The sequence below is a fragment of the Mycobacterium asiaticum genome (genome assembly GCF_001668675.1).
In the GTDB taxonomy this organism is placed as follows: domain Bacteria; phylum Actinomycetota; class Actinomycetes; order Mycobacteriales; family Mycobacteriaceae; genus Mycobacterium; species Mycobacterium asiaticum_D.
This window is the reverse complement of the sequence record NZ_LZKQ01000190.1, coordinates 13,508-39,542: the sequence shown is the minus strand read 5'-3', so window position 1 is coordinate 39,542 and position 26,035 is coordinate 13,508. Positions and strand designations below refer to the sequence as shown.

At 66.5% G+C, this 26,035-nt stretch carries 29 protein-coding genes and 2 pseudogenes; 19 read left to right on the top strand and 12 right to left on the bottom strand.

Features of this window, described 5'->3' with window-relative positions:
- Window positions 1-11: 11 nt before the first annotated feature.
- Window positions 12-92, top strand: a pseudogene (locus A9X01_RS32065) (hypothetical protein); the annotation flags it as partial.
- Here A9X01_RS32065 and A9X01_RS32060 read toward each other — a convergent pair.
- Window positions 66-533: pseudogene (locus A9X01_RS32060) on the bottom strand (AIR synthase related protein); the annotation flags it as partial. The pseudogenes A9X01_RS32065 and A9X01_RS32060 overlap by 27 nt on opposite strands.
- 67 nt (window positions 534-600) lie before the next feature.
- Between A9X01_RS32060 and A9X01_RS16515 the strand changes: the two are divergent.
- On the top strand, window positions 601-1,239 hold the full coding sequence (locus tag A9X01_RS16515) for an acetyl-/succinyl-CoA transferase (protein WP_065121772.1): 639 nt from the start codon (window positions 601-603) through the stop codon (window positions 1,237-1,239).
- Window positions 1,240-1,244: 5 nt separating this feature from the next.
- On the opposite strand, the gene A9X01_RS16510 is transcribed toward A9X01_RS16515, so the two are convergent.
- Window positions 1,245-1,604: a VOC family protein gene (locus A9X01_RS16510; protein WP_065121771.1), complete on the bottom strand. Its 360-nt coding sequence runs from the start codon at window positions 1,602-1,604 to the stop codon at window positions 1,245-1,247.
- Window positions 1,605-1,615: 11 nt separating this feature from the next.
- Window positions 1,616-2,896 carry a M18 family aminopeptidase gene (locus tag A9X01_RS16505; protein WP_065121770.1) on the bottom strand — a complete coding sequence of 427 codons (1,281 nt, stop codon included), beginning with the start codon at window positions 2,894-2,896 and terminating at the stop codon, window positions 1,616-1,618.
- 49 nt (window positions 2,897-2,945) lie between these two features.
- Here A9X01_RS16505 and A9X01_RS16500 point away from each other — a divergent pair, with 49 nt between their 5' ends.
- Genes A9X01_RS16500 through A9X01_RS16490 form a run of 3 tightly spaced genes read left to right on the top strand, consistent with a single transcriptional unit; the run spans window position 2,946 to window position 5,561 of the window.
- Window positions 2,946-3,986, top strand: a complete 1,041-nt coding sequence (locus A9X01_RS16500) for a Dyp-type peroxidase (RefSeq protein WP_065121769.1) — start codon at window positions 2,946-2,948, stop codon at window positions 3,984-3,986.
- Complete coding sequence (locus A9X01_RS16495; protein WP_065121768.1) at window positions 3,983-4,786, top strand: family 1 encapsulin nanocompartment shell protein; 804 nt, start codon at window positions 3,983-3,985, stop codon at window positions 4,784-4,786. The genes A9X01_RS16500 and A9X01_RS16495 overlap by 4 nt, the downstream gene beginning before the upstream one ends.
- A gap of 28 nt (window positions 4,787-4,814) precedes the next feature.
- The gene (locus tag A9X01_RS16490; RefSeq protein ID WP_065121767.1) at window positions 4,815-5,561 is read left to right on the top strand and encodes an SDR family NAD(P)-dependent oxidoreductase; all 747 of its coding nucleotides are present in this window, start codon (window positions 4,815-4,817) and stop codon (window positions 5,559-5,561) included.
- Window positions 5,562-5,564: 3 nt separating this feature from the next.
- Here the strand turns inward: A9X01_RS16490 and A9X01_RS16485 are convergent, their stop codons facing one another.
- Entirely contained in the window at window positions 5,565-7,250 is a 1,686-nt protein-coding gene (locus A9X01_RS16485) for an MOSC and FAD-binding oxidoreductase domain-containing protein (RefSeq protein ID WP_065121778.1), read from the bottom strand.
- A 101-nt stretch (window positions 7,251-7,351) separates the two neighbouring features.
- Here A9X01_RS16485 and A9X01_RS16480 point away from each other — a divergent pair, with 101 nt between their 5' ends.
- From A9X01_RS16480 to A9X01_RS16440, 9 genes are all read left to right on the top strand, one after another.
- Window positions 7,352-8,218 carry an alpha/beta fold hydrolase gene (locus tag A9X01_RS16480; protein WP_065121766.1) on the top strand — a complete coding sequence of 289 codons (867 nt, stop codon included), beginning with the start codon at window positions 7,352-7,354 and terminating at the stop codon, window positions 8,216-8,218.
- Between the two features lie 49 nt (window positions 8,219-8,267).
- Window positions 8,268-8,960 (top strand): TetR/AcrR family transcriptional regulator, encoded by a 693-nt coding sequence (locus tag A9X01_RS16475; protein WP_065121765.1) that lies wholly within the window; start codon window positions 8,268-8,270, stop codon window positions 8,958-8,960.
- Window positions 8,961-8,974: 14 nt separating this feature from the next.
- Window positions 8,975-9,613, top strand: coding sequence for a TetR/AcrR family transcriptional regulator (locus A9X01_RS16470; RefSeq protein ID WP_065121764.1), 639 nt, complete (start codon window positions 8,975-8,977; stop codon window positions 9,611-9,613).
- Between the two features lie 108 nt (window positions 9,614-9,721).
- Complete coding sequence (locus A9X01_RS16465; protein ID WP_065121763.1) at window positions 9,722-10,771, top strand: zinc-binding alcohol dehydrogenase family protein; 1,050 nt, start codon at window positions 9,722-9,724, stop codon at window positions 10,769-10,771.
- Between the two features lie 14 nt (window positions 10,772-10,785).
- On the top strand, window positions 10,786-11,661 hold the full coding sequence (locus A9X01_RS16460; protein WP_065121762.1) for a DUF427 domain-containing protein: 876 nt from the start codon (window positions 10,786-10,788) through the stop codon (window positions 11,659-11,661).
- A 25-nt stretch (window positions 11,662-11,686) separates the two neighbouring features.
- Window positions 11,687-12,250: a TMEM175 family protein gene (locus tag A9X01_RS16455; RefSeq protein WP_253849155.1), complete on the top strand. Its 564-nt coding sequence runs from the start codon at window positions 11,687-11,689 to the stop codon at window positions 12,248-12,250.
- Entirely contained in the window at window positions 12,193-12,927 is a 735-nt protein-coding gene (locus A9X01_RS16450) for a haloacid dehalogenase type II (RefSeq protein ID WP_081282420.1), read from the top strand. The genes A9X01_RS16455 and A9X01_RS16450 overlap by 58 nt, the downstream gene beginning before the upstream one ends.
- Window position 12,928: 1 nt before the next feature.
- Complete coding sequence (locus tag A9X01_RS16445; RefSeq protein ID WP_436405277.1) at window positions 12,929-14,383, top strand: dihydrolipoyl dehydrogenase family protein; 1,455 nt, start codon at window positions 12,929-12,931, stop codon at window positions 14,381-14,383.
- Window positions 14,384-14,399: 16 nt separating this feature from the next.
- On the top strand, window positions 14,400-14,855 hold the full coding sequence (locus A9X01_RS16440) for a cupin domain-containing protein (RefSeq protein WP_065121760.1): 456 nt from the start codon (window positions 14,400-14,402) through the stop codon (window positions 14,853-14,855).
- A gap of 7 nt (window positions 14,856-14,862) precedes the next feature.
- Here A9X01_RS16440 and A9X01_RS16435 read toward each other — a convergent pair whose 3' ends face one another.
- On the bottom strand, window positions 14,863-15,261 hold the full coding sequence (locus A9X01_RS16435) for a VOC family protein (RefSeq protein ID WP_065121759.1): 399 nt from the start codon (window positions 15,259-15,261) through the stop codon (window positions 14,863-14,865).
- A 73-nt stretch (window positions 15,262-15,334) separates the two neighbouring features.
- Between A9X01_RS16435 and A9X01_RS16430 the strand changes: the two genes are divergently transcribed.
- Both A9X01_RS16430 and A9X01_RS16425 read left to right on the top strand, forming a co-directional pair.
- Entirely contained in the window at window positions 15,335-16,330 is a 996-nt protein-coding gene (locus A9X01_RS16430) for a TIGR03619 family F420-dependent LLM class oxidoreductase (RefSeq protein WP_065121758.1), read from the top strand.
- A gap of 100 nt (window positions 16,331-16,430) precedes the next feature.
- The gene (locus A9X01_RS16425; protein ID WP_065121775.1) at window positions 16,431-16,901 is read left to right on the top strand and encodes a hypothetical protein; all 471 of its coding nucleotides are present in this window, start codon (window positions 16,431-16,433) and stop codon (window positions 16,899-16,901) included.
- On the opposite strand, the gene A9X01_RS16420 is transcribed toward A9X01_RS16425, so the two are convergent.
- Entirely contained in the window at window positions 16,898-17,989 is a 1,092-nt protein-coding gene (locus A9X01_RS16420) for an NAD-dependent epimerase/dehydratase family protein (protein ID WP_065121757.1), read from the bottom strand. The genes A9X01_RS16425 and A9X01_RS16420 overlap by 4 nt on opposite strands.
- A 158-nt stretch (window positions 17,990-18,147) precedes the next feature.
- Here A9X01_RS16420 and A9X01_RS16415 point away from each other — a divergent pair, with 158 nt between their 5' ends.
- Entirely contained in the window at window positions 18,148-18,951 is an 804-nt protein-coding gene (locus tag A9X01_RS16415) for a lysophospholipid acyltransferase family protein (RefSeq protein ID WP_065121756.1), read from the top strand.
- A gap of 13 nt (window positions 18,952-18,964) precedes the next feature.
- Entirely contained in the window at window positions 18,965-20,347 is a 1,383-nt protein-coding gene (locus tag A9X01_RS16410) for a WS/DGAT/MGAT family O-acyltransferase (RefSeq protein ID WP_065121755.1), read from the top strand.
- A 6-nt stretch (window positions 20,348-20,353) separates the two neighbouring features.
- Here the strand turns inward: A9X01_RS16410 and purQ are convergent, their stop codons facing one another.
- The 4 genes from purQ to A9X01_RS16390 all read right to left on the bottom strand — a co-directional run bounded on the left by purQ (window position 20,354) and on the right by A9X01_RS16390 (window position 22,890).
- Complete coding sequence (gene purQ, locus A9X01_RS16405; protein WP_065121754.1) at window positions 20,354-21,028, bottom strand: phosphoribosylformylglycinamidine synthase subunit PurQ; 675 nt, start codon at window positions 21,026-21,028, stop codon at window positions 20,354-20,356.
- The gene (gene purS / locus A9X01_RS16400) at window positions 21,025-21,264 is read right to left on the bottom strand and encodes a phosphoribosylformylglycinamidine synthase subunit PurS (RefSeq protein WP_065036648.1); all 240 of its coding nucleotides are present in this window, start codon (window positions 21,262-21,264) and stop codon (window positions 21,025-21,027) included. Before purS ends, purQ begins: the two co-directional genes overlap by 4 nt.
- Window positions 21,265-21,357: 93 nt before the next feature.
- Complete coding sequence (locus tag A9X01_RS16395) at window positions 21,358-22,122, bottom strand: LLM class flavin-dependent oxidoreductase (protein WP_065121753.1); 765 nt, start codon at window positions 22,120-22,122, stop codon at window positions 21,358-21,360.
- A gap of 39 nt (window positions 22,123-22,161) precedes the next feature.
- The gene (locus A9X01_RS16390; protein ID WP_172832536.1) at window positions 22,162-22,890 is read right to left on the bottom strand and encodes an ATPase; all 729 of its coding nucleotides are present in this window, start codon (window positions 22,888-22,890) and stop codon (window positions 22,162-22,164) included.
- Between A9X01_RS16390 and A9X01_RS16385 the strand changes: the two genes are divergently transcribed.
- Window positions 22,867-23,505: an MBL fold metallo-hydrolase gene (locus A9X01_RS16385; RefSeq protein ID WP_065121751.1), complete on the top strand. Its 639-nt coding sequence runs from the start codon at window positions 22,867-22,869 to the stop codon at window positions 23,503-23,505. The genes A9X01_RS16390 and A9X01_RS16385 overlap by 24 nt on opposite strands.
- Before the next feature lie 83 nt (window positions 23,506-23,588).
- Here A9X01_RS16385 and A9X01_RS16380 read toward each other — a convergent pair whose 3' ends face one another.
- Together A9X01_RS16380 and A9X01_RS16375 are read right to left on the bottom strand one after the other, a co-directional pair.
- Complete coding sequence (locus A9X01_RS16380) at window positions 23,589-25,280, bottom strand: FAD-binding dehydrogenase (RefSeq protein WP_155772124.1); 1,692 nt, start codon at window positions 25,278-25,280, stop codon at window positions 23,589-23,591.
- A 24-nt stretch (window positions 25,281-25,304) separates the two neighbouring features.
- Window positions 25,305-26,009 carry a DUF2334 domain-containing protein gene (locus A9X01_RS16375; protein ID WP_065121749.1) on the bottom strand — a complete coding sequence of 235 codons (705 nt, stop codon included), beginning with the start codon at window positions 26,007-26,009 and terminating at the stop codon, window positions 25,305-25,307.
- Window positions 26,010-26,035: the final 26 nt, after the last annotated feature.

The following is a 26,035-nucleotide window of genomic DNA, read 5'->3' as shown; positions in this document are numbered from 1 at the left end:
TCACCTTCAAGGTGGAGTCCCACAATCACCCGTCCTACGTGGAGCCCTATCAGGGCGCGGCCACCGGCGTCGGCGGCATCGTTCGCGACATCATGGCCATGGGCGCGCGGCCGATCGCCGTGATGGACCAGCTCCGGTTCGGCGCCGCCGACGCCGGTGGCCGCGCCCTGATAGGGCTCCACGTAGGACGGGTGATTGTGGGACTCCACCTTGAAGGTGACCGCCCAGCCGTCGCCGATGTCGACCACGCCGGCGTTCTCACCGATGCCGGCCAGCATGCCGGTACGCATGTCCTCGGTGGTGGTCTCGCCGAAGTAGCGCAGGTGGACCTTGGAGGACTTGTAGGAGCAGTGCTCGCTCCACATCACCGAATACATCGCCAGCTCGGTGTCGGTGGGCCGACGACCGAGGATCTCACGGATCCGCTGGTATTCGTCGTCTTTGAGACCCAGTTCGTGGAACGGTTGTGGCTGGTCGGGGGTGGTTGCGGCGTGCTCGACGGTGTCAGTGGCGTAGGTGTGCGGGCTCGTCACGCAGCCAGTCTAGGTTCCCGCCGGAAATTGGGCTGATTTCGCCGGCCGAGGTATCGATAATGGGCCGATGTCGCGTCACTGGCCGCTGTTCGACCTGCGGATCACCACCCCGCGGTTGGAGTTGCGGCTGCCGACCGAGGAGTTGATCGACCAGCTGATCGACACGATCCTCGATGGGGTACACCCGCCCGAGCAGATGCCGTTTTCGATCCCCTGGACACGCGTGCCACGGGAATACCTGCCGTTCAACACTCTGGCCTACCTGTGGCGGGAGCTGGCCGGCTTCAGCCGCGATCACTGGTCGTTGCCACTGGCGGTAGTCGTCGACGGGAGAGCCGTCGGCGTGCAGGGGCTGATGGCCAAGCAGTTCCCCGTCACGCGACAGGTGGACTCCGGGTCGTGGCTCGGGATGCGCCATCAGCGAAACGGCTACGGAACCGAGATGCGGGCGGCCGCACTGCATTTCGCGTTTACCGAACTGGGCGCGCAAGTGGCGACGTCACAGTCGTTCACCGATAACCCGGCGTCCATCGCCGTGTCGCGGCGCCTCGGCTACCAAGACGACGGCGTAGATCGGATGGCACGCGAAGGTGCGGTCGCCGAGATGCGACGGTTCCGGCTCACCCGCGAGGATTGGGAGCGGCACCGCGCCATCGAGGTACACGTCGACGGCTTCGAGCGCTGTCGGCCGCTTTTCGGCCTGTAACGGGCTCAGCCGCCCTCGTATTGGCACACCACGCAAAACGCGTTGCCTTCGGGATCGGCCATCACGACCCAGCGGAAGCTGTCGCCGATGCTGTGCTGTTCGACCTCGCTCGCGCCCGCTGCCTTCAGTCGCGACACTTCGCCGTCCACGTCGGGGGTCACGTAGTCCAGGTGCAGGCGGTTCTTCCCGGGCGTGGGATCGGGCACCTTCTGGAAACCCAGCCGCGGCCCCTCGGGCGGAGCCAGCACGAAGAATTCACCGGGCATCAACTCTTGCGTGGTGCCCCCGAACTGGTCGGCCCACCAACCGGACAATGTCACCGGGTCGTTGCAGTCGAACGTGACCATCTCCAATTTCAGCGCCATACCGCCGAACCCTATGCCTCGGGACGCTCCGCGGAAAGGAACGCTTGCAGGGCGGCCGCGTATGCGGGTACGTCCGACGCGCCCATCAACTCTCGCGCCGAGTGCATGGCCAGTTGCGGGGCACCGACGTCGACGGTCGGGATGCCGGTGCGCGCCGAAGCCATTGGGCCGATCGTGGAGCCACAGGGCAGGTCGGCGCGGTGTTCGTAACGCTGCAGCGGCACCCCGGCCCGCTGGCAGGCCAGCGCGAAAGCGGCCGCGGTCCGCCCGTCGGTGGCGTACCTCAGGTTGGGGTGCACCTTGAGCACCGGACCGCCGTTGACAGCGATCAGGTGACCGGGCTCATGCCGCTCCGGGTAATTGGGGTGCGTCGCGTGGGCCATGTCCGCCGACGCCAGCATGGAGGCGGGCAGCAGCCGCAGATGATCTTCGCGGTCGCCGCCGGCGGCGAGCACGATGCGCTCCAGGACGGTCCCCAGCAGGTTGGATTGAGCGCCGTGGTCCGAGGTCGAACCGACCTCCTCATGGTCGAAAAGCGCCAGCACCGGCTGGAACCCGGGCGGCTCGGGCTGCTGCTGCAATCCGAGCAGCGCCTGCAGCCCGGCATAGCAGCTGGCCTGGTTGTCCAGCCGGGGCGCGCTGAGCAGATCGCCTTCGGCGCCGATCACCGCCGACGGGGTGAGGTCGTGCGTCATCAGGTCGGCGGCGAGCACGTCGGTCTTCGACACCCCGGCACGTTCGGCGACGTACCCGACGAAGGACCCGACCGCATCGCCGGCACCCCAGACCGCGTTGACGTGCCGCTGCGGATCCAGGGTCAACGATTTGCGGTCGTCGGCCAGGTGAATCGCCAGCTGGGGAACCCGCAGGATCGGCTCGTCGATCCGGACGAGGCGGTGCGTGATGTCCCGGCCGTCCCGGACCGACAACCGTCCGCTGACACCCAGATCGCGGTCCAGCCAGGAGTTGAGCCACGCTCCGCCGTAGGGCTCCAGCGCCACCACCTTCCAGCCGGCGATCGCGCGGTCCGGATATTGCTTGACCCGCAGGTTGGGGCTGTCGGTGTGGGCGCCGATGATGCGGAACGGGCGCAGCCCTTCGAGGCTGTTCCAGGCGACGAGCGACCCGGCACGAACGACGAAGTAGTTTCCGGGGGTTTCGGGCCAGCGATCCGCCTCGTTGAGTTCGGTGTAGCCCGCGTCGATCAATCGGATCGCCACCGTCGCGCAGACGTGAAACGGCGAGGGCGACGCGTCGATGAATTCACCCAGGCCAAGGGCGGTGGCCACCATGTAGCCATGTTTAGCATTCCCCGCGCCGGGAGCGTTAGGGTCTTCAGCTGTGCCCGCTGTTCAGCCGCAGCCGATCCTGGAGCCCCTGACCCCAGCAGCGATCTTCCTGGTGGTCACGATCAACACCGGCGGTGAGGCGACGGTTCACGACGCGCTCGGCGATATTTCCGGGCTGGTACGGGCGATCGGGTTCCGGGAGCCGTGGAAGCGGCTGTCGGTGATCACCTCGATCGGTTCGGATGCCTGGGACCGGTTGTTCGCCGGGCCGCGGCCCGCCCAGCTGCATCCATTCGTCGAGTTGACCGGTCCGCGCCATGTCGCGCCGGCAACACCCGGTGATCTGTTGTTCCACATCCGCGCCGAAACATTGGACGTCTGTTTCGAATTGGCCGGCCGCATTCTCAAGGCGATGACGCCCGCGGTGACCGTCGTCGACGAGGTGCACGGTTTCCGGTTCTTCGACAACCGCGACCTGCTGGGTTTCGTCGACGGCACCGAGAACCCGGATGGTCCCCTGGCCGTCAGCGCCACCACCATCGGCGACGAAGACCCCGACTTCGCCGGCTCGTGCTACGTGCACGTGCAGCGCTACGTCCACGACATGACGTCCTGGGAATCACTGTCGGTGACCGAACAGGAGCTGGTGATCGGGCGCACCAAACTCGAGGACATCGAGCTCGACGACGACGCCAAGCCCGCCAACTCCCATATCGCGCTCAATGTCATCACCGACGACGACGGCACCGAACTGAAGATCGTCCGGCACAACATGCCGTTCGGCGAGGTAGGCAAGGGCGAGTACGGGACCTACTTCATCGGTTATTCGCGCACACCGGACGTCACCGAACAGATGCTGCGCAACATGTTTCTCGGCGATCCGCCCGGCAACACCGACCGCATCCTGGATTTCTCCACCGCGGTCACCGGTGGGTTGTTCTTCTCGCCGACCGTCGACTTCCTCAACGATCCGCCGCCGTTGCCCGCCCCGCTGGCCGGCACGGCCGGGAACCCTCCCCCGGATCCCCCGGCCACGCTTCCTTCCGATGACGGATCACTGCGGATCGGCAGCCTGAAAGGAAAAACTCGATGAACAACCTGTACCGCGACCTGGCACCGGTCACCGAAGCCGCCTGGGCGGAAATCGAAGTGGAGGCGTCGCGGACCTTCAAACGGCATATCGCCGGACGCCGGGTGGTGGACGTGAGCGAACCCGGCGGACCCGTTACCGCGGCGGTGAGCACCGGCCGGTTGCTCGACCTGGAGTCACCGACTGACGGGGTGATCGCCCATCTGCGCGACAGCCGCCCACTGGTCCGGCTGCGGGTGCCGTTCACCCTGTCCCGCAACGAAATCGATGACGTAGAGCGCGGTTCCAACGACTCGGACTGGGAACCGGTCAAGGCGGCCGCCAAGAAGCTGGCGTTTGTGGAGGACCGCGGCATCTTCGAGGGCTATGCCCCGGCGTCGATCCAGGGCATCCGCAGCTGCAGCTCCAACCCGCCGCTGACCCTGCCGGAAGACCCGCGCGACATCCCCGACGTCATCACCCAGGCCCTGTCGCAGCTGCGGTTGGCCGGTGTGGACGGCCCGTACTCGGTGCTGCTGGCCGCGGATGTGTACACCAAGGTGAGCGAGACGACCGCGCATGGTTATCCGATCCTCGAACACTTGAACCGGCTGGTCGACGGCGACATCATCTGGGCGCCCGCGATCGACGGCGCGTTCGTGTTGACCACGCGCGGCGGTGACTTCGACCTGCAGCTCGGCACCGACGTGGCGATCGGGTACCTCAGTCATGACGCCGACACCGTGCAGTTGTACCTGCAGGAGACGCTGACTTTCCTGTGCTACACCGCCGAAGCCTCCGTCGCGCTGAGCCCGGTGGAATAAATCCCGTCCGGTCCATGCTGGTCCGGAGATGACTGAGACACTGACCGGTTCCACCGCCCTGGTTACCGGCGCCACATCCGGCATCGGCCGGGAAATCGCGCTGCAGCTGGCGGCCCTCGGCGCGGAGGTCGTCGTCCATGGACGCAGCGCAGAGCGTGGCACCGAGACCGTGCGCGACATCGAGAATGCCGGGGGCGCGGCACGTTTCGTCGCCGCGGATCTCAACGACGCCGACGATGTTCGACGGCTGGCCCGCGAGGCGGGACAGGTGGACATCTTGATCAACAATGCCGGCATCTACGAGTTCGGCGCTACCGCCGAAACGGACGACCCGACCTTCGATCGACATGTGAACATCAATCTGCGCGCGCCGTACATCCTGGTGCAGCAGCTGGTTCCGACGATGGTGACCCGCGGGGGCGGCGTCGTGGTCAACCTCAGCACGCTGGCGGCCTCCGTGGCGGCGCGCGGGACCGGGATCTACGGCGCCACCAAGGCCGGACTGGAACAGCTCACCCGCGTATGGGCGGACGAGTTCGGCGCGGCCGGAGTCCGGGTGAATGCGATCGCGCCCGGGCCGACGGACACGCCGGGAGCTGTCGACATGGCTCCCGGTCTCCTCGATGCGCTCGGGGCGACCACAGCGGTCGGCCGCCCGGCCCAGGTCGGCGAAATCGCAAGCGCGGTGGTCTTTCTGGCCTCGCCCGCGGCCAGTTATGTCAACGGCACCGTGTTGCACGCCACTGGTGGGCAGCGGGCGATCTCGCCTGAGTAGCGCTTAAAGATCCAGCACCAGGTCGTCATCCGGCGCGGCCGAGCAGATGAGCACCTCGCCGGGGTCCGGCAATTCCAAGGGCGGCTGAACATAGTTGGTGGTTCCGGCAACCACGCCGGTGACGCAGACGTGACACACACCGCTGCGGCAGGAAAACCGGGTCGGCACATCGCACGCTTCGGCAAGCTCGAGAATGCTGCGGTACTCCGATGACCAGTTCACCGTCAGGCCACTGCGCGCGAAGGTGACCGACGGGCCGGCGCCAGGGACCCCGGGTGGTTGGTGCGGCGGCCTCCGTTGCGCCGGGACGACCCCAGGGTTGATCGGCGGCAGCGCACCGAACAGTTCGCTGTGGATGTGCGACGCGTCAATTCCGATGGCAGTCAGGCAATCACGGATATCTGTCATGAATTGTGTTGGACCACAGATGTATACAGTGGAGTCGACGGGCAACTTGAGTGCCTCGATCGACCGGCGGTTCAAGCGTCCGTCCGTCTCGGTGTATTGCACCCGCAGGTGTGCGTGGGCCTGTGCGTTGACCAGAGCACCGACTTCGTCTTCAAAAGCGAGACTCTGCCGGTTCCTGGTGCTGTGCAGCCACCAGACCTCACGGTTGCCGTCCGCGGCCGCAAGGGCGTTCAACATGGCGAGCAGCGGAGTCGCCCCGATTCCGGCCGAGATCAGCACCACCGGACCACCGCCGTCGGCCAGGGTGAAGTCACCGCGCGGCGCGGCCACGTCGACGACGGATCCGGCTTGGACATGATCGTGCAACCACCGGCTCACCAGCCCGTGGCCCTCGCGTTTGACGCTGATGCGGTACACCCCCGCGGCGGGATCACCGGAGAGGGAATAGCTGCGCAGGGGCGCCGGGTCGCCCGCCCCGGGAATCCGGACTGTCACGTGCTGACCCGGGAGCGAATTCGGCAGCGGGGACCCGTCGTCGGATCCCAGGAGAAATGACAACACCGATTCGCTTTCCCGGCACACGGCGGTGACTCGCAGCGGTCGGAATCCGTTCCACGCCGGCCGATCCGAGCTTTCTGCGGGCGCCGCCAGCAGCTCGCGGAACGACCCCTGCCAGCCGGGACTCAGCGCGGGCACATCCACGGCCTTGCGGAGCTGCCCGGCGTCACGGTGCGGTAGGTACAGCAGCGCGTCCACGTCAGCAACGCTGAGTTGATGACGCCCACGGCGAGTGCGCACAATCTCATCGCCCCGTTGTACCGAGCCTTCCGTGATCACCCGGAGGTAGAAGCCGGGACGGTGCTGGGCGACCAACAGCTTGGGCATTTCCGGCTCGTTCAGACGCATTCCGACGCGGAAACAGGTGACGCGGGGCTGAGTGACTTCGAACTCGGCGCCGCCGATTCGGTAATGATCACCGATGCACACATCGTCATCGGCCAGCCCGCTGACGGTGAAGTTCTCACCGATATTGCCGAACTCGAGATCGTCACGCTTGAGGTAGCGCTTCCAGAACTCATAGGACTCAACCTGATACACCATCACGGCGCGTTGTTCACCACCGTGACCGGCAAGGTCTCCCTGGCCGTCACCCTCGATGTTCAGCCGGCGCACCATGACCGGCCCGTCGACCGGCGCTTTCCAGATTCCGGTGTGCACCAGACTGTCACGCCATCGCACGTCTTTGGGCATGCCGACATTCACCGAAACAAGCTTGCTCACCGGCGCTCCTCGTGGAATCGGCAGCACCGCACTGCCTATCTTGCCTACCGAAGATATCCGTGCATAATGGGATGCACAACCCAAAATCTCGGGAGGCCCCAATGGTTGTTCATCATCGCTATGCGACCGTCGGCGGCCATCGGCTGTTCTTCCGGGAAGCGGGTGACCCTGACAACCCGACAGTTGTTCTGCTGCACGGTTTTCCGACCAGTTCGTACATGTTTCGCGGCCTGATCCCCGCACTGGCGGACAGCTACCACGTGATCGCCCCCGATCACCTGGGCTTCGGCCTGTCCGACGCACCGGGCGTGACAGAGTTCGACTACACCTTCGACGCGCTGACCGAGCTGACGGCAGGACTGCTCAAAGGTTTGCGGGTCAATCGTTATGCGCTCTTCGTCCAGGACTATGGCGCCCCCATCGGCTGGCGCCTGGCTCTGCAGGATCCCGCGGCGATCACCGCGATCATCACCCAGAACGGCAATGGGTACGACGCCGGTTTCGTCGAGAGCTTCTGGAAAGTGGTGTGGGCCTACCAAACCGAGCCGACGGCCGAGACCGAAGCCGCGGTTCGGCACTTCCTGACCCTGGACGCCACCCGGTGGCAGTACCTGACCGGCGTGGCCGACGAGACGCTGGTGGACCCCGAATCGTGGTTGCACGATTATGCGCTGATCTCACGGCCCGGCAACGACGAGGTGCAGCTAAAGCTGTTCCGCGACTACGCCACGAATGCGCGGCTGTACCCGCGGCTACACGACTACTTCCGCGCCAGCGGCGTTCCGTTACTTGCGGTGTGGGGCCGCGGCGACGAGATTTTCGGTCCGGCCGGCGCGCAGGCGTTCGCCGATGACCTACCCGATGCCGAGATTCACCTGCTGGACGGTGGCCATTTCCTGCTGGAATCGGCCTTGCCGGAAGTCGCCGACCTCGTCCGCGCCTTCCTGGCGAAGGTCCGCACCACCTAATGGGCTGCATATCCCATAGTTGGGCGCGGCTGCGGGTTAGCCTGTCGCCATGGGGCATCCGGAGGCTGACGAAAAGCGGCTGACCCCCAAGGGTCGGGCCACTCGGGATCGCATCGTGGAGACTGCTGCCGACCTGATCGTCCACGAGGGGCTGTCCGCGTTCAACATGGACAGCGTGCGCAAGGCCGCTTCGGTCAGCGGCTCGCAGCTCGCCCACTATTTCGCCGACAAGCGGGCCCTGTTGCGTGCCGTCATCGCCCGCCAGATGGGTGTGGTGCTGAACTTCCACCGCCAGCCCGAGCTCGGCGGGTTGCAGTCGTTCGATGATTTCGAGCGCTGGGTCGACCTGAACATGCGCTATCTGCGGCGTGTCGGTGACACCGGGACGCCGACGTACCACGCCCTGGCAGCCAAGCTGGCCAAGCCCGATGATGCGACGCGACAGGCGCTGGCAGCAGGCTACTGGCAATGGGTCGAACTGCTCGAGCGGGCGATCCAGACCATGAAAGACAACGGCGTACTGACCCGGGCCGCCGACCCGCGGCACCTGGCCCTGGTGATAGTCAGCGCCCACCAGGGCGGCGGCACCCTGTCCTACACCTACCGCGCCGAGTGGCCGCACGCGGACGCCACCCGTTTCGCCGTCAACTACCTGCGAATGTTCGCCACCGACGCCGCCGAACGGGTGCCTCGCCCGGTACGCCGCGGCCGCGGACGCCGCATGGCCGAGCAATCGGCCTGAGCGAGGGCAGCAAGGTGTCCGACAACAAGACGTCGCGCCTCACCCAGAAGGGGCTCGCCACCCGCGCGCGCATCGTCGACGTCGCCGCGCGGTTGATCTTCAAGCGCGGCATCGCCGACACCAGCATCGACGAGGTGCGCACCGCCGCGGGCGTCAGTGGATCACAGATCGCGCACTATTTCGGCGACAAGCGGGACCTCACCCGTCACGTAGTTGCCTTGCGCCGCAACAACGTACACGCGTTCCACACCCGCCCCGAACTGGGCGGGCTGGACAGCTTCGAGGCGCTGCAGCGCTGGGCCGACGCATGCGTGGCCGACATCGACACCGTCTATCGCGTCGGCGGATGCATCTACGGTTCGCTCGCCGGCGAGCTGATCGACGCCGACGGCGAGATCCACGACGAACTGTCCGAGGGATACGACGAATGGATCGGTCTGTTCCGGCACGGACTCACCGTGATGCGGGACCGCGGCGAACTCATCCCCGAAGCCGATCCGCGGCACCTTGCGGTTGCACTCGTCGCCGCCCCCCAGGGCGGCGCCATGCTCACCCACGCCACCGGCGATCCAGCCCCACTGGCTGCTGCCCTACAGGCTGCTGTCGACTACGTGCGGTCTTTTGCGGCGCCGCGACGCCGGCGCAAATCCTGATTCGTCTGTCGTCCCCCCTGGACTTTTCTGGGTTGCCTGGCCCATAATATTGGGATGGCTGGCCCAATATGGCCTTCCGTTGCGTCGAGGTAGGAAGGCATGTGTGAAATGTCGGTAGTCGAAAGCACACTCCCCACCGCGCCGGCCGTGGTGCGTGACCAACACGGCGGCGAAATGATGCGGGCGATTGTGTTGGAGAAGTTCGGTGGACTCGACAGTCTGGTCTACACCGACATCCCCAAACCGCTGCCCAAGCCTGGCGAAGTGGTGATCAAGGTGAAGGGGTTCGGCATCAACCACGCCGAGATGCACATGCGACGCGGTGAATGGGCCGAAGCCGCCGAGGTCAGCGGTATCGAATGTGTCGGCATCGTGGACGCCTGCCCGGGTGGCGAATTTCCATCCGGCGCAAAGGTAGCCGCGTTGATGGGCGGCCTCGGCCGGACGATCAACGGCAGTTACGCGCAGTACACCCGGGTACGCGCGGCCAACGTCGCACTCATCGAATCCGACCTCCCGTGGGCCGAGTTGGCGGCATTGCCCGAAACCTACGCGACGGCCTGGACGTGCCTGTTCCGCAACTTGCAGCTGGCGTCCGGGCAGACAGTGCTGATCCGCGGTGCCACATCGTCTTTCGGGCAGGCCGCGCTGAAGATGGCCGTTGCCGCGGGCGCGCACGTCATCGCCACCACCCGCAGCAGTAAGCGGATCCCGATGCTCGAAGCGCTTGGTGCCACGCGGGTAGAACTGGAGCGAACCGACCTCGCCGGGCATATCGCCGAAGCCAAGCAGCTCGACGCCGTGCTCGACCTGGTCGGCAACAGCACCATTCTCGACTCCTTGGACATGCTGCGTCGCGGCGGCGCGGCCTGCCTGGCCGGCTGGCTCGGCGGTCTCGACCCGATCGGCGACTTCAATCCGTTGCTGCGCATGGCATCTGGAGTCAACCTGAACTTCTTTGGCAGTTTCGTGTTCGGGACCCCGGGATTCCCGTTGTCCGACGTGCCGTTGCAGGACATCGCTCGCCAGGTGGCGGACGGCCGGCTCGAGGCGAAACCTTCGCACGTTTTCTCCTTCGACCAGATCCGCGAAGCTCACCGCGTGATGGAGTCCGGCGACGCAGGCGGCAAGATGGTCGTCGTCGTGGACGACGACTAGCACCGGGGCCGACAATGGGTTTGGCGTGGCAACAGGGCCCGCTCGCGCCCGGGTCCGTAGGACATTTTCTCACCGAACAAGCGCTACCCGAGCGATTGCTGTTCGCCGAGCCGCTACGGCGCCGCATGCGAGTCCGGTTCGGTGACCATTGGATCGCCGACAGTGAGGACGTCGTCCTCCTACATGAACCGGGCCGCTATCCGGTGGCCTACTTTCCGCTCAGCGATATACGTCCGGGCAGTGTAATCGCCGAGGACCGGGTGACCCGGCATGCTGACCTGGGTGAGACCCATTGGTACACAGTTCAAGTTCCGGGCAGGGACGCTGCCCGCAGCGCGTGGCAACACACCGGACTGCCGCGCCACGCGGTCGTGCTGGCGGGGCGGATGGCTTTCGCCTGGCGCGCCATGGATGCCTTCTACGAGGAAGAGGAACGTATCGTGGGGCACGCCGCCGACGCCTACCATCGAATTGATATTCGTTCCACGGCAAGGCATCTTGTAGTTCGCGACGGCGAGAAGGTAGTCGCCGAGACCCAATGCCCCGTCGTGCTCTACGAGTCCGGCTTCGCCCCACGTTGGTACGTGCCACGGGAACACATCGATTGTTCGGCCCTCAAGCCGGTTGACGGACAAACCTTCTGCCCGTACAAGGGCATCGCCTCCTACTACGACGTCGGCTCGCATAAGCGCGCGGCGTGGTCCTACACCCACGCGTGGGCCGAGGTTGCTCGAGTGAGCAACCTGGTGTCATTCGAACCGGACAAGATCGATGTCTACCTCGATGGCAGACAACTGCAACTGGAGCCCGGACAAACCGTCTTTCCCCACGGCGTCGACCGCGGACTGGACCCCGACGAGGTATCGCATGCCATTGGAAGCCTCCGATGAAGGCTGCCCCGCGAAAGATTCGGCGGTGACCAGCCAACCGGCCAAGCCGGACCGGCTGGGGGCATTCTCCGACGGCGTCTTCGCGGTGGTGATCACCATCCTGGTGCTCAAGCTCAACGCGCCGAATTCCGCTTCGTTGCGCGCTTTGCTGCCACTGTGGCCCACGGGTTTGAGCTACGTCGTCAGTTACGTGTTCATTGCGATCGTATGGGTCAACCACCATCACTTGCTCGGCTACGCGCGAGCCGCGACACCGCGGTTGATCTGGTCGAACTTCGGCCATCTCTTCTCGGTCTCGTTGATCCCCTTCACCACAGAGTGGATAGCCGACAGCAGCCTGTCTTCCGCGCCGGTGGCGTTGTATGCCGCCATTTTCATGCAGGTGAATATCACGTACCTATTTCTGTGCCAGGAAGCCGTGGACCGATCCGCGCGCGTGCGTATCCGGCCACTGGTGACAATTAGTGGTTTCGCCGGTGCCGCGCTGGTCGCCCTGTGCTGGCCCCTGGCAGCGATGGCGCTGATCTGTCTATGTTTGATCCTGTACGTACGGCCCGACATCCCCGCACCGAAGAAGGTGGACCGATAAATCCGACGCCATCCATCCTGGTGTTCGACGTCAACGAGACTTTGCTCGCCATCGATTCCCTGGCACCGCTTTTCGGCGATGTCTTCGGTGACCGGCGGGTCCTGCGGGAGTGGTTCAACCAGCTTGTCCTGTATTCGATGACGGCCACGCTGTCCGAGCACTATGTCGACTTCTTCACCCTCGGTCCGAGTGTGCTGCGCATGCTCGGCGCCATCCACGATGTGACCGTCACCGATGACGACATCGAACGGCTCCGCGAGGGATTCCGCACCATGCCGCCTCATCCCGACGTGGTGGACGGCCTGAACCGATTGCGCGACGACGGGTTGCGACTGGTCAGCCTGACCAACTCGCCGCACCGCCCCGGCACCCCGACACCACTCGAAAACGCCGGACTGGCAGATTTTTTCGAGCAACAGTTCAGCGTCGACGCAAGCCACGCATTCAAGCCCGCCCCGGTGGTCTATCGGCACGCGTGCCAGGAACTCGGCGTCAGCCCCACCGACTGCATGATGGTGGCCGCGCACCACTGGGACCTGCTCGGTGCCCGCAATGCCGGGTTCGGCACGGCGCTGATCACCCGCCCCGGCAACGCACCGGTCGGTGCTCTGCCGCAACCGGACATCATCGCCAAAGATCTGGCCGAGCTGGCCGCCCGCCTGAGGAGAGATGGCTGATATGACCACGGAATCAACGGAATTCGACGTAATCGTGCTGGGCGCCGGGCCGGTCGGCCAGAATGCCGCGGACCGGGCGCGCGCTTCGGGTCTCAGCGTCGCGGTGGTCGAGCGCGAACTGGTCGGGGGGGAATGCTCGTACTGGGCGTGTGTGCCCAGCAAGGCATTACTGCGTCCGGTGCTGGCCATCTCCGACGCCCGGCGGGTGGACGGCGCCCGTGCGGCCGTCACCGGCGCGATCGACTCCGACGGCGTCTTCGGTCGTCGCGACCGGTACGTGGATAACTGGGATGACACCGGACAGGCCGACTGGGTGGACAACATCGGCGCGACCCTGATCCGCGGCCACGGCAGGTTGGACGGGCCACGGCGCGTCTCGGTCACGGCCGCGGACGGCGAGCGGGTGCTGACCGCCAAGCACGCGGTGGTGGTGTGCACCGGCAGCAAGCCCGCACTGCCCGACCTACCCGGCATCGTCGAAGCCCGACCGTGGACCAACCGGCAAGCCACCGACAGCAGTTCGGTTCCGGCCCGGCTCGCGGTGATCGGCGCCGGCGGTGTCGGCGTCGAAATGGTCACGGCCTGGCGGGGATTGGGATCCCAGGTGACCCTTCTGGTGCGGGGCTCTCAGCTGCTGCCCAAGATGGAGCCGTTCGTGGGCGAGTTTTTGGAGCGTGGACTCACCGACGTCGGCGTCGACGTGCGCAAGGGGGTGTCGGTCCGCGAGCTGCGCCGACCCGACCCAAATGGGCCGGTGGTCCTCGAACTCGACGACGGCGCCGAATTGGAGGTCGACGAAATCATGTTCGCCACCGGTCGGGAACCCCTGACCGATGACATCGGCTTGGACACAATCGGATTGGAGCCCGGTATCTGGCTCGACGTGGACGACACCTGCCGCGTCCAAGCGGTCCAGGACGGCTGGCTGTACGCGGCCGGTGACGTAAACCACCGGGCGCTGCTGACCCACCAGGGCAAGTACCAGGCACGGATCGCCGGTGCGGCCATCGGCGCACGCGCCACCGGACAGCCGTTGGACACCGCGCCGTGGGGCGCGCACGCAACCACGGCGGACCATCACGCGGTACCGCAGGCATTTTTCACCGACCCCGAGGCCGCCGCCGTCGGCCTGACCGCCGAGCAGGCCGCCCAAGCCGGTCATCGCGCCAAGATCGTCGACGTCGAGATCGGCAACGTCGTCACCGGCGCGAAACTGTTCGCCGACGGGTATGCCGGCCGGGCGCGCATGGTGGTCGAGGTGGACTCGCGCCGTGTGCTGGGGGTGACCCTGGTGGGCCCGGGCGTGACGGAGCTGCTGCACGCGGCCACCATCGCCGTCGCGGGCCAGGTACCGCTCGACCGCCTCTGGCATGCCGTGCCGTGCTTCCCGACGATCAGCGAACTATGGCTCAGACTGCTTGAAGCCTATCGTGATTCGCAGTACCTGCTCGTCTAGCCGACAAGGAGCGCAGGTGGCCACTACCGACGGATTCCATCCCGATTTCCCCGCGGCGGAACCGGACATACGCCGCAAACGGGTCCATCACATCAAGGCCTCGGAACTCGATTCCGACACCGCGCAGACCGAAGGCCTGCGGCGGTTCGCAGCGATCAGCGGACGATCGGTCGGCGCGGAGAACCTGTGGATGGGCGAGACGCATGTCGAGCCCGCCACGGCGTCGGACAACCATCACCACGGTCACTCCGAAACGGCGATCTACGTGCGAAGTGGTCACCCCGAGTTCGTGTTTCACGACGGAACTCAGGAGGTGCGCATCAAGACCGAACCCGGCGACTACATCTTCGTGCCGCCCTACGTGCCACACCGGGAGGAGAACCCGGATCCCACGTCACCCGCCGAGGTCGTCATCGCCCGCACCAGTCAAGAGGCCATCGTGGTGAACCTGCCACACCTCTATCCGCTGTGAAAACGTCTCAGTAGACCGCGATTTCGATCAAGTTCCCGTCGAGGTCGCGGCAGTAGTGCGACGTCATCTCGCCCAGTGCGCCGAACCTGGTGACGGGTCCCGCGGTGATCTCCACTCCGCAGTCGCGCAGCTGAGCACGTACCTCGTCAGCCGTGGCGCGGGTGATGAAACACAGATCTTCCGAACCCGCCGCCTCGACCGCCCCGGTGACCCAGTCCGGATCATCGGCCAGCGCGCCCAGCGGCCGGAGATTGATCTTCTGATCCCCGAAGCGCAGCGCCGTCCGGTTCGACGTGCCGAACGTCTCCCGCCGCATGCCGAGCACCCGCTCATACCAAGCCGCCGTGGCGTCCACATCGCGGCAGTTGACCACGATGTGGTCGAAGCGTTCCACGGTGAATCCCATTGCCCACCTCCCGATCTCTCATCGAGTGTGCCCTGAGTACGCGTGCCTTGCGCCGAGGGTGGAAACTTGCGCCATGACTGCCGGCACCCGGGTGGGGCTCATCCTGGCTCTGACGGTCAACGGCCTGGCGGTAAGCGCCTACCCTGACATGGTTGCCGTCTCCCAGCGAGCGGAGCGATACGGCTTCGATTCGGTCTGGTTGTGTGACCACTTCCTCACGATCAGTCCCGACGACTACGTCAGGGACGCCGGGATCACTGCCGAGACGTCCGGCTCGGACCGCGCCGCGCCGCCCACCTCATTGCCCCTGCTCGAATGCTGGACGGCGTTGAGCGCGCTCGCCCGGGACACCACCCGGCTGCGGTTGGGAACCAGCGTGCTGTGCAATTCCTACCGACACCCGTCGGTGCTGGCGAAGATGGCCGCCACCCTGGACGTCATCTCGGAAGGCCGCCTCGACCTCGGGATGGGCGCCGGCTGGTTCCAGCGGGAGTTCGACGCCTACGGAATACCGTTCCCGCCGGTGCGCGACCGCGTCTCCGCGCTCGCGGAGTCACTCGAGGTGTTGAAGGCGGTGTGGACCCAACCCAATCCGACGTATGCCGGCCAGTTCTACACCCTCGACGGCGCCATCTGCGATCCGCCGCCGGTGCAGCGTCCCCATCCACCGCTGTGGGTGGGCGGAGAAGGAGACCGGGTGCAGCGCGTCGCCGTCAGGTCCGCCCAGGGACTCAACGTGCGTTGGTGGTCGCCGCAACGGGTGATCGAACGTCGGGCTTTCCTGACCCGGGCCTGCGAGTCGGCCGGGCGCGATCCGCAGACGCTGAGCTTGTCGGTCACGGCGCTGCTGGCGCCGACGGACTCCGGGCAGCGGGCCGCGCGCGTCCGCGCCGAGTTCGCCTCGATACCGGGGTCGGGGGTCATCGTCGGTTCCCCAGAGCAATGCGTCGAACGCATCCGCGAATACCAACGCGCCGGCGTTGCTCAGTTTCTCTTCACCATTCCCCATGTGGTCCAGTCGGAGTATCTCGATATCGTTGGCCAAGAGATCCTTCCGCTGATCAGGTGATGCCCGTCGGGCGCCCGCTCAGCGAATTCTCAACTGATTCTTGGCCGGGCCTGTCTTTTGCTGAAGTATCCCCATAGCCGCCGGCCGCAGCATGGCTACCATGACTGAGCCGTTAGGCGAGCCCTTGAGCACCAGCCTGATCGAACGCTACCTGTGCACCCGTGGGCGGCGGTACTTCCGCGGCCGGCACGACGGTGAATTCTTCTTCGTTCTCAACGGCGACCGACGTCTGCATGTCCACCTCGAGATCCCGGCCCTGCACCCTGACGTGTTCACCATCCGCGTCACGCTCGGATGCTTCTTCCCGGCGACCGAACACGCCCGCCTGCAGCAGTTCGCCGACAGCTGGAACCAGCAGAACCGCGACGTCACCGCGATCGTGCACGGCTCGTCTGACCCACAACGCATCGGTGTCACCGCCGAGCAATCGCGATGGATCGGTGAGCGCGTCACCTTCGCCGACTTCGCGGCGTTCGCCGACCGCGCCACCTCAGCCGCGACCGACCTCTTTCAGCGGCTGACCGCGGCCGCGGAGTTACCGTCGCCGCCACTGCTCCGGGACGCCGGTTAGACGACTCGACCGACCAGCAACCTGTCCGGCCGCGGCTCACCGAGCTTGGAACGAATGGCGCTCCACGGGTTGGCATAACGGCCCGGAGCATCCCGATATGCCGCACGGCGCCTGAGTAACCACCGCGCAACAGGCGCGACCAGCCCCATCGGGTAGCGCCGCCACCCGGCGACGGCGCGCATCTCGGCGAGCATCTCAGGCCACGTGTGGTGCTGGAACGACAGCACCTGCTCGGCCCGGGCGGTGTCCATCCAGTCCGTGACGAACCAGTCCTCGTCGCTGTCGGGATCCCCGGGCCGACCACCGGGCAACACATCGACCAGGCCGCGCGTGGCGGCCAGGGCGGCGCCCACCTCTCCCTGCCGGAGTCGATGGGACTCGTCACCGGCGACCAGCAGGATCTCCCCCACGACGTCCTGTTTGGCTGCGGTGGTCGCCGCGACGAATGCGGCCGCGACATCGCGCACGTCGACACTGTGCATCCGTCCGTCGGTCGGCAGGGCGCTCTCGAAGTACAACGCGTCAAAGGTGAACGGCATGGCACCGAGGTCGACGCTCATCACCCCACCGAGCCGCAGGATCACCCACTCCAGGCCGGAGCGGCGGACGTGGTATTCGGCCTCGGCCTTGTGCGCCCCATACAGATCCGACGGGTTCACCGGAGTGTCCGCGGTGAGCAACTCCGGGTGCCGGTGCGGATTTCGGGCGCCGTGCACGGCGTTGCTCGAGGCCTGGATGAACCTTGGTGGACACGGGCACGCCTCAGCGGCACGCAGCAGTGACACCGTGGCGTCGACGTTCACCAGGCGCGCCAGTTCGGGCTGCCCGTATGTGACCGGCGGGATCACCGCGGCCAGGTGGATGATCACCGTCGGAGCGGTTTCGGCCACCAGCTGACCGACCGCGTCCGCATCGGTGAGGTTCACCCAGCGCGCCGTCACGCCCGTGGGCAGCGATTTGGCCGCCTTGCGTTGCGCGCCGGTGCCCAGGTCGGTGGTGACCACCCGGTGCCCGTCGGCCGCCAGCCGGCGCACCGTCTGCGATCCGACGAGTCCGAAACCCCCGGTGACAAGGACCGTTTCAGTCATGAATCTCTCCTGTAACGCAAGGTATGTGCGGTATGTGCGGTATGCCACAATTACCGATAATGACATTCTCCTAAACCGAGAGTACCGTATCCTCTACGTATGTAGAGAGGCCTCAACGGGTAATCCTCATCACAGGCCGGGGACAAAACGGAGAAGGCATGGGTGCACGCAGCAACAACCCCGAGATCGCCAAGTGGGACCCCGAGTTCACCAAGCAGGTGATCGACACCGTGGCGCCGGCCATCAAGCTGTGGCATCGCGCCGAGGTGCGCAACCTCAACAACATTCCGGCGGCCGGAGGCGCGCTGGTGGTCTCCAACCACTCCGGCGGCATGTTCACCCCGGATGTGTTCGTCTTCTCGCCCGCCTATTACGACGCATTCGGATATGACCGCCCCGTCTACACCCTCGGCCACTACGGCCTGTTCCTCGGCCCACTCGACGGCTGGCTGCGCCGGCTCGGCGTCATCGAAGCAAGCCGTGAAAACGCTGCCGCAGCTTTGCATTCCGGCGCACTGGTGCTGGTCTTCCCGGGCGGCGACTACGACTCGTACCGACCCACGCTCGGGGCCAACACGATCGATTTCAACGGGCGCACCGGCTACGTCCGAACCGCCATCGAAGCCGGGGTCCCGATCGTGCCGACGGTGTCGATCGGCGCGCAGGAGACCCAACTGTTCCTCACCCGCGGCAACTGGCTGGCCCGACGGCTGGGACTGACCAAGGCGCGCATGGGCATCCTGCCGATCAGTTTCGGGTTCCCGTTCGGCCTGAGCGTGCTGTTCCCGCCGAACGTGCCGCTGCCGGCGAAGGTGGTCACCGAGGTACTCGAGCCGATCGACGTGGTGGCCGAGTTCGGCGAGAATCCCGACATCGCCGAGGTCGATGCCCATGTTCGCGCGGTCATGCAGGAGGCGCTGGACCGCCTGGCCGCGCAGCGACGACTGCCGATCCTGGGCTGAAAGTGAGTGCGGTATGAGAAGACTCAACGGCATGGACGCGATGCTGCTGTACAGCGAGACACCGAACCTGCACACGCACACCCTGAAGGTCGCCGTGCTCGACGCGTCGGGCCTCGACTTCGGGTTCGAGGACTTTCGGGCCCACCTGCGCCGCAAGCTCGAAGTCCTGGAACCGTTGCGCTACAAGCTGGTTGAGACACCTGGACGGTTGCATCACCCGCTGTGGCGGGAGTGCGATATCGACGATATCGACCTGGACTACCACGTACGCCGAGTTCAGATCCCGCCACCGGGCGGCCGCCGCGAGCTGGACCGGGTCGTCGGAGAGATCGCCTCCACCCCGCTGGATCGCAGCCGACCGCTGTGGGAGTTCCACTTCGCCGAGGGACTGGCCGGTGCTCGGTTCGCGCTCATCGGCAAGGTGCACCATTCCCTGGCCGACGGTGTCGCGTCGGCGAACCTGCTGGCGCGGCTGATGGACCTCACCGATGTGTCGGTGCCCGACCATCAGTGCGCCACAACAACTTCTGGCGGTTTATTACGGCTTGCGGCTCGCGACCATCTGCGGCAACTCCGCGAGTTGCCGGGACTGATCCGGGACGCCGTGCTGGGTTTCACCCAGGTGCGTCGGCGCGCCGCGGCACGCGGACGCCACCGTGAGCTGGCGGCTCAATTCGACGCCCCGCCAACGTTCCTCAACCACCGGGTGGCACCGGCTCGCCGATTCGCCAGTGCGCCACTGCCGCTGGTAGATGTAAAGACGACCGCTGCCGAATTGGGTGTCACGATCAACGATCTGATCCTGGCGATAGCCGCCGGAGGGTTGCGGGCGCTGCTGCTCGACCATGACGGGGCGGCCGACCGCCCGATCATTGCGTCGGTGCCGACCGCCACGGACAAGTCAGACCGTGTCTCCGGCAACGAGATCAGCGGTTTGATGGTGTCGCTGCCGGTCCACATCGCCGATCCGGTGGAAAGGGTGCGGTTGGTGGCGCTGGCCACCCGGCTCGCCAAAGAGGACCACGAGGTCATGGGCACGCGCCTGTACGGACGCCTGATGAACTACCTGCCGGCGGCGATCGCCCCGGTGGCGTTCCGCTGGCTGGCCCGGCAGTCGTCGAACCCGATGATGAATGTGGCGGTGTCCAGCGTCATGGGCCCGCGCACCCAAGGCCACCTCGGTGGGGCGCCAGTGAGCGAAATCTATTCCACCGGAGTGCTTTCGCCGGGCGCACCGGTCAACATCACCGTCTGGAGCTACGCGGACCGGTTGGGCATCGCGGCGCTTACCGACGATCGGACCTTCACCGACGAACACGACGTGACCGACGCGCTTGCCGCGGCGTTCGACGAATTACGTAGCGCCGCAAGACCGTACGCGACGCTCTCGGCGTAGGCAGGCTCAGGCGGTCAGCACGGCGTCCAGCGCCGAGTAGAACAGACCCAGACCGTCGTCCGAAGGACCGGTCAACGCTTCGATGGCGTGTTCGGGGTGGGGCATCAGGCCGACCACGCGACCGTTGGCCGAGCTGATGCCGGCGATGTCGTGCAGCGAGCCGTTGATGTTGTCGTGATACCGGAAGACCACCCGTCCGTCGCCTTCGAGCTGTTCGATCACCTGCTTGGGCGCCACATACCGCCCTTCGCCGGACTTGAGCGGTATCAGCACGTCGGCGTCGGCCTCGAAGCGTGACGTCCATGCCGTCGAGGTCGACGACACGCGCAGCCACACGTCGCGGCAGATGAAGTGCAGCCCCGCGTTGCGGGTCAGCGCACCGGGCAGCAGACCCGCCTCACAGAGCACCTGGAAGCCGTTGCAGATGCCCAGTACCGGCATGCCGCGACCGGCGGCCGCGACCACCTCGCTCATCACCGGAGCAAACCTCGCGATCGCGCCCGCACGCAGGTAATCGCCATAGGAAAAGCCGCCGGGCACCACCACGGCATCGACGCTCTTCAGGTCGCTGTCCGCATGCCACAGGCTGACCGCCTCCGCGCCGACCTTGCGCGCCGCACGTGCGGCATCGACGTCGTCGAGGGTGCCCGGAAAGGTGATGATGCCGATGCGGGTGGTCACTGCGGGTCCCTGCTGATCGTCCAGTCTTCGATCACGGTGTTCGCTAACAGCGATTCCGCGATCTCGGCCAGCGCGGTGTCGTCGACCGAATCGTCGACCTCCAACTCGAAGCGCTTGCCCTGGCGAACGTCCGATATTCCGGCATGACCCAGCCGTCCCAGAGCGCCGACGATTGCCTGACCCTGCGGGTCAAGGATCTCGGCTTTGGGCATCACATGCACGACCACCCGGGCCACCGCGCTCCTCCTCAGATTCCTCACCCCGCCCGGCGACAACGAGCCGGGCAACGGGTCCGCGCCAACTCTACCGGCCATCGACGGCCGCGCGAGTTAACCGGACGAGCCGGCGACCAGGATCAGTCCGTCGCCGCCGAGGGCAGCGATACGGCGGTGCGCCGGCCCGTCGGGATCGAGCGCGCCCTCGCTGAGCGTCGTCCAGGCGTTCAGCGTCAAGGGGGTGCCGCTGCGGCCGGACTCGGCCCGGGCCGCGCGGGCGGCCTCGAAGAACTCCCCGATCCTGGGATGGTGGAGGGCGACATTGACCGCGTCGCAGCGCCGGCCGGCGATTGTGGCCAAAGCGGCGCTGTTGACCCCCAGCAACACCGGCGGCGGTGGCGACGGCAACGGAAAACCCGCCCATTTCTCGTCGCGGTGCGGGTCCCACTGGGCCTCGCACAGGTCGAGCACGTCGATCAGCTTCTGGTGGCGCAGCCGCATGGAGTCCGCGAGCGGGATACCGAGCAGGTCGTGTTCCCGAGCCCACGGGCTGCCGGGCGCGGCGCCGGCACCCAGCCCGAACACGAAGCGTCCGCCGCTGATCTCCTGCAGTGAGGCCGCCGCCGCGACCGCCACTCCGGCGGGACGGTTGGCCACGTTCACCACCAGGGTGCCGATGCCGATCGAGGAGGTGGCGCCGGCCAGGGCCCCGGCCAGCGTGAAGCATTCCAGCATCCGGCTACCCGACAGCATCGCGCCCGACAGGTGGTCGAAGACCCACGCCCGGCCGAAACCATCGGCTTCGGCCCGCAACACCTCGTCGCGTAGCTGCGGCCACGGGTGGGTGGCCGCGCTGTACAGCACGTCAACGGTGACCATGTACCGTCTGCTCCTCAAAAGCTCTGCGCCAGTAGCTCATTACGGACATGAGGCGATGTATGCCTCACACAGTGGCGCGGTCATGGCGTCGAGTACGGCAGCGTCGGAGAGCACCGGCCACTGCACCTGCGGTGGTCCGGACGACCAGAGCGTGAGTTCGCTGATGGTGCTGCTGGCCACGTGCGCGATCAGATAGGTGTGCACGATGACCGGTCCGCTGATGACGGCGGCCATTCGGGTCGGTTCGTCATCGGTGATCGACGGCGACTGGTCGGGGGCGCCCAATTGGCAGGCACGCAGCGCCGCCACCGCGGCACCGAACACCGAACTGGCCAGCGCGCCACCACGGGCGGTGTCCCCGCGCCAGTGCAGGATCTGGGCTTGCAGCTGCCACTGCCCGTCCCGATGTGCCACCACGGCGCGCGCCGCGACCGCGGAATCGCGGCTGTCCTGCGGCGGCACCGGCGTGGCGCATACCTGCTCGAACCTGAACTGCCGCGCCGTCCTGATCAGCGGCACCGCCGCGCCGGCGAGGTCCGGCCAGCCGTACACCGCGTTCAGCGGGACCGCCGCCCGCTGGATCCATGCGCTGTCCGGGATCTGGTCGCACACCGGCGGGCAGGTCTCCGGCTCCGTCCGTGCGGGCGTCGGCGTCATCAGTGCGATCGCGAAGCTACCGGCGACCATCAAGTTCACCACCAGCACCCGCATCCGCACGGCCCCCATCAGGGCACAATCGTAAACATGCAACTGACGCATTTCGGGCATTCCTGCCTACTCGCCGAGTTCGGCGATACCAAGATCCTTTTCGACCCCGGCAGCTTCGCCCACGGCTTCGAGGGGATCACGGGCCTGACGGCCATCCTGGTGACTCATCAGCACCCCGACCACATCGACGTATCGCGACTGCCGGCACTGCTCGAGGGCAATCCGGACGCGACGCTGTACGCCGACCCCCAAACCACCGCACAACTCGGCGAGCCTTGCCAGGTGGTGCACGTCGGCGACGAACTGTCCGTCGGCTCGCTGACCATCCGGGCCGTCGGCGGACGCCATGCCGTGATACACCCGGAAATCCCTGTGATAGAGAACATTTCGTATCTGGTGGGCGACGGCGAACACCCCGCCAGGCTGATGCACCCGGGCGACGCGTTGTTCGTGCCCGACGAGCCGGTGGACGTGCTGGCCACCCCCGCGTCGGCGCCCTGGATGAAGATCTCGGAGGCCGTGGACTATCTGCGTGCGGTGGCACCCGCCCGGGCGGTGCCCATCCACCAGGGCATCATCGCCCCCGACGCGCGCGGCATCTACTACGGCCGGCTCAGCGAAATGACCGACACCGACTTCCACGTGCTGCCCGAGGAGGACGGCGTCACCTTCTAAAGGGCTCACTTTCCCCTCGCGAGCAGACGCTAAAGCCCCTGACACGCCGTGCAATTGGGGACCTTAGCGTCTGCTCGGCACAGTTAGGTGACGTCTAGGGCGGCGCCGCGGCCGGCCGCCCGGCCGGAAAAGATGCAGCCGCCCAGGAAGGTGCCCTCCAGGGCCCGGTAACCGTGCACGCCGCCGCCGCCGAAACCGGCGACCTCACCGGCCGCGTAGAGCCCGGTGATCGGCGTTCCGTCGGACTTCAGCACGCGTGAGTCCAAATCGGTTTCGATCCCGCCCAGCGTCTTGCGCGTCAGGATGTGCAGCTTGACCGCGATCAACGGCCCCGCCTTCGGATCCACCAGCCGGTGCGGCGCCACCACGCGTCCCAGCCGGTCACCCAGGTAGCCCCGGGCGGCCCGAATCGCAGTGATTTGACCGTCTTTGGTGAACTTGTTTGCCACCTCGCGGTCGCGCGCCGTCACCGCCGCCTCCACCGTCTCGTAGTCCAGGGGGGCCACGTCGGGCAGCTTGTTCATGGCCTCGACCAGCTCGGCCAGCGTGTTGCCGGTGACGAAGTCCACTCCGCGGTCGATGAAGGCCCGCACCGGCCCCGGCGGGCCCGATTGGGCGCGGGCCCGGATCAACTGCTTCAGGCTCTGCCCGGTCAGGTCGGGATTCTGCTCCTGGCCGGAGAGCGCGAATTCCTTCTCGATGATCTTGGCGTTCAACACAAACCAGGTGTAGTCGTAACCCGTCGTGACGATGTGCTCCAGCGTCCCGAGTGTGTCGAAACCGGGATAGAGCGGCACCGGCAACCGGTTGCCCGCTCCGTCCAGCCACAACGACGACGGACCCGGGATGATGCGGATGCCGTGCCGCGGCCAGATCGGGTCGTAGTTGGTGATGCCCTCGGTGTAGTGCCACATCCGGTCGGGGTTGATCACCCGTGCGCCGGCCTTCTGGGCGATCCCGATCATCCGCCCGTCGACGTGCGCGGGCACCCCACTGAGCAACTGCTTGGGGGCGCGGCCCATCCGCCGCGGCCAGTTCTTGCGCACCAGGTCGTGATTGCCGCCGATGCCACCGCTGGTCACGATGACGGCCGACGCGCGAAACTCGAACTTACCGACGGCTTTTCGCGACGACGGCGCGCCGCGCGGCTCGTCCGAGGGCTCCAGGACCGTGCCCCGCACGCCGGTCACCGCGTCGCCCTCGACGATCAACCGGTCGACCTGGTGCCGATGAGCGAACCGCACGTTGGGCCGGTTACGCAGCTGGCGGGCGAAGATCTCCACCAGAGCCGGTCCCGTTCCCCAGGTGACGTGGAACCGCGGTACCGAATTGCCATGTCCCTGAGCGTCGTAGCCGCCTCGTTCGGCCCAGCCCACCACCGGGAAGATCTTCAGGCCGCGGGCCCGCAACCAGCTTCGCTTCTCGTTCGCGGCGAAATCGACATAGGCGTGTGCCCACTGTTCGGGCCAGTAGTCCTCCGGCCGGTCGAACGCCGCGGTCCCCAACCAATCCTGCAACGCGAGTTCGTGGCTGTCGCGAATTCCCAGCCGGCGCTGCTCGGGGCTGTTGACGAAGAAAAGCCCGCCGAACGACCAGAACGCCTGCCCGCCGACGTTGGCGCTGTTCTCCTGATCCACGATGAGCACGCGCAGCCCGCGGTCCACCAATTCGCAGGCCGCGACCAGTCCAGACAGCCCGGCCCCCACGATGATGGCGTCATAGAACTTGTCGAAACCGGGACCCGCGTCGCTCATGCCGATACAGGTTAGTGCCACCCACCGGGTGGGCTGGCGCGGGCGTCAGGCGGCGTCGGGTAGCGCCCTGTTGGACCGCCAGCTGTAGACGGTCGGTGTGCAGCGCTGCAGTAGGGCCAGGTCGACGGCGTCCAGCATGGCTTGCCGCGGACCGGATTTGCGCAGATGCCGGGCGGCCACCGCGATCCGCACCACACCCGAGCGCCGGGCGATGCGGTCGGCCGACATCACCACCATCCGGCACCACCACGGCTCGGCGAGGAATCCCTCGCCGATGCCCAGCACGCGGGCCCGCACCGTGGTATGGCGCACCAGATCGGTTATTCCGTAGGCGTCGGCGAGCAGCCGAAATCCATTCTTGGGCAACGCCTTTACCACACCCGGCGACACCAGCCAACCCGGGGCCGCGAACAGGCGGGTGCGCAGACCAAGATGCTCGAGCACCCGGTCGGCGGCCATCAGTCGCAGGTTCGCCTCGTGCGCGTGCAGGGTAGCGAATTCGCCCCGGCGCTTCTTGGTGGCCGCTTCGTCGTAGCCATGCAAAACCAACGCATCGCCGGCGCTACGCCGGGCGGTGAGCCAGTCGACGGTTTGCGGGTCGCGGTCGAGGCGATAGCCGTCGCCCAGGCGCGGCGCCACCAGTAGCGAGACGGGTACCGAACGGGCAGCCATCTGCGCGCAGAAGTCGTTCACGTCGGGAAGGGTGTGCTCCCCGATCCCCGAGACCGACACGATCAGTTTTCCAGACACACATGTAGTTTGCCGATCTCAGGTGT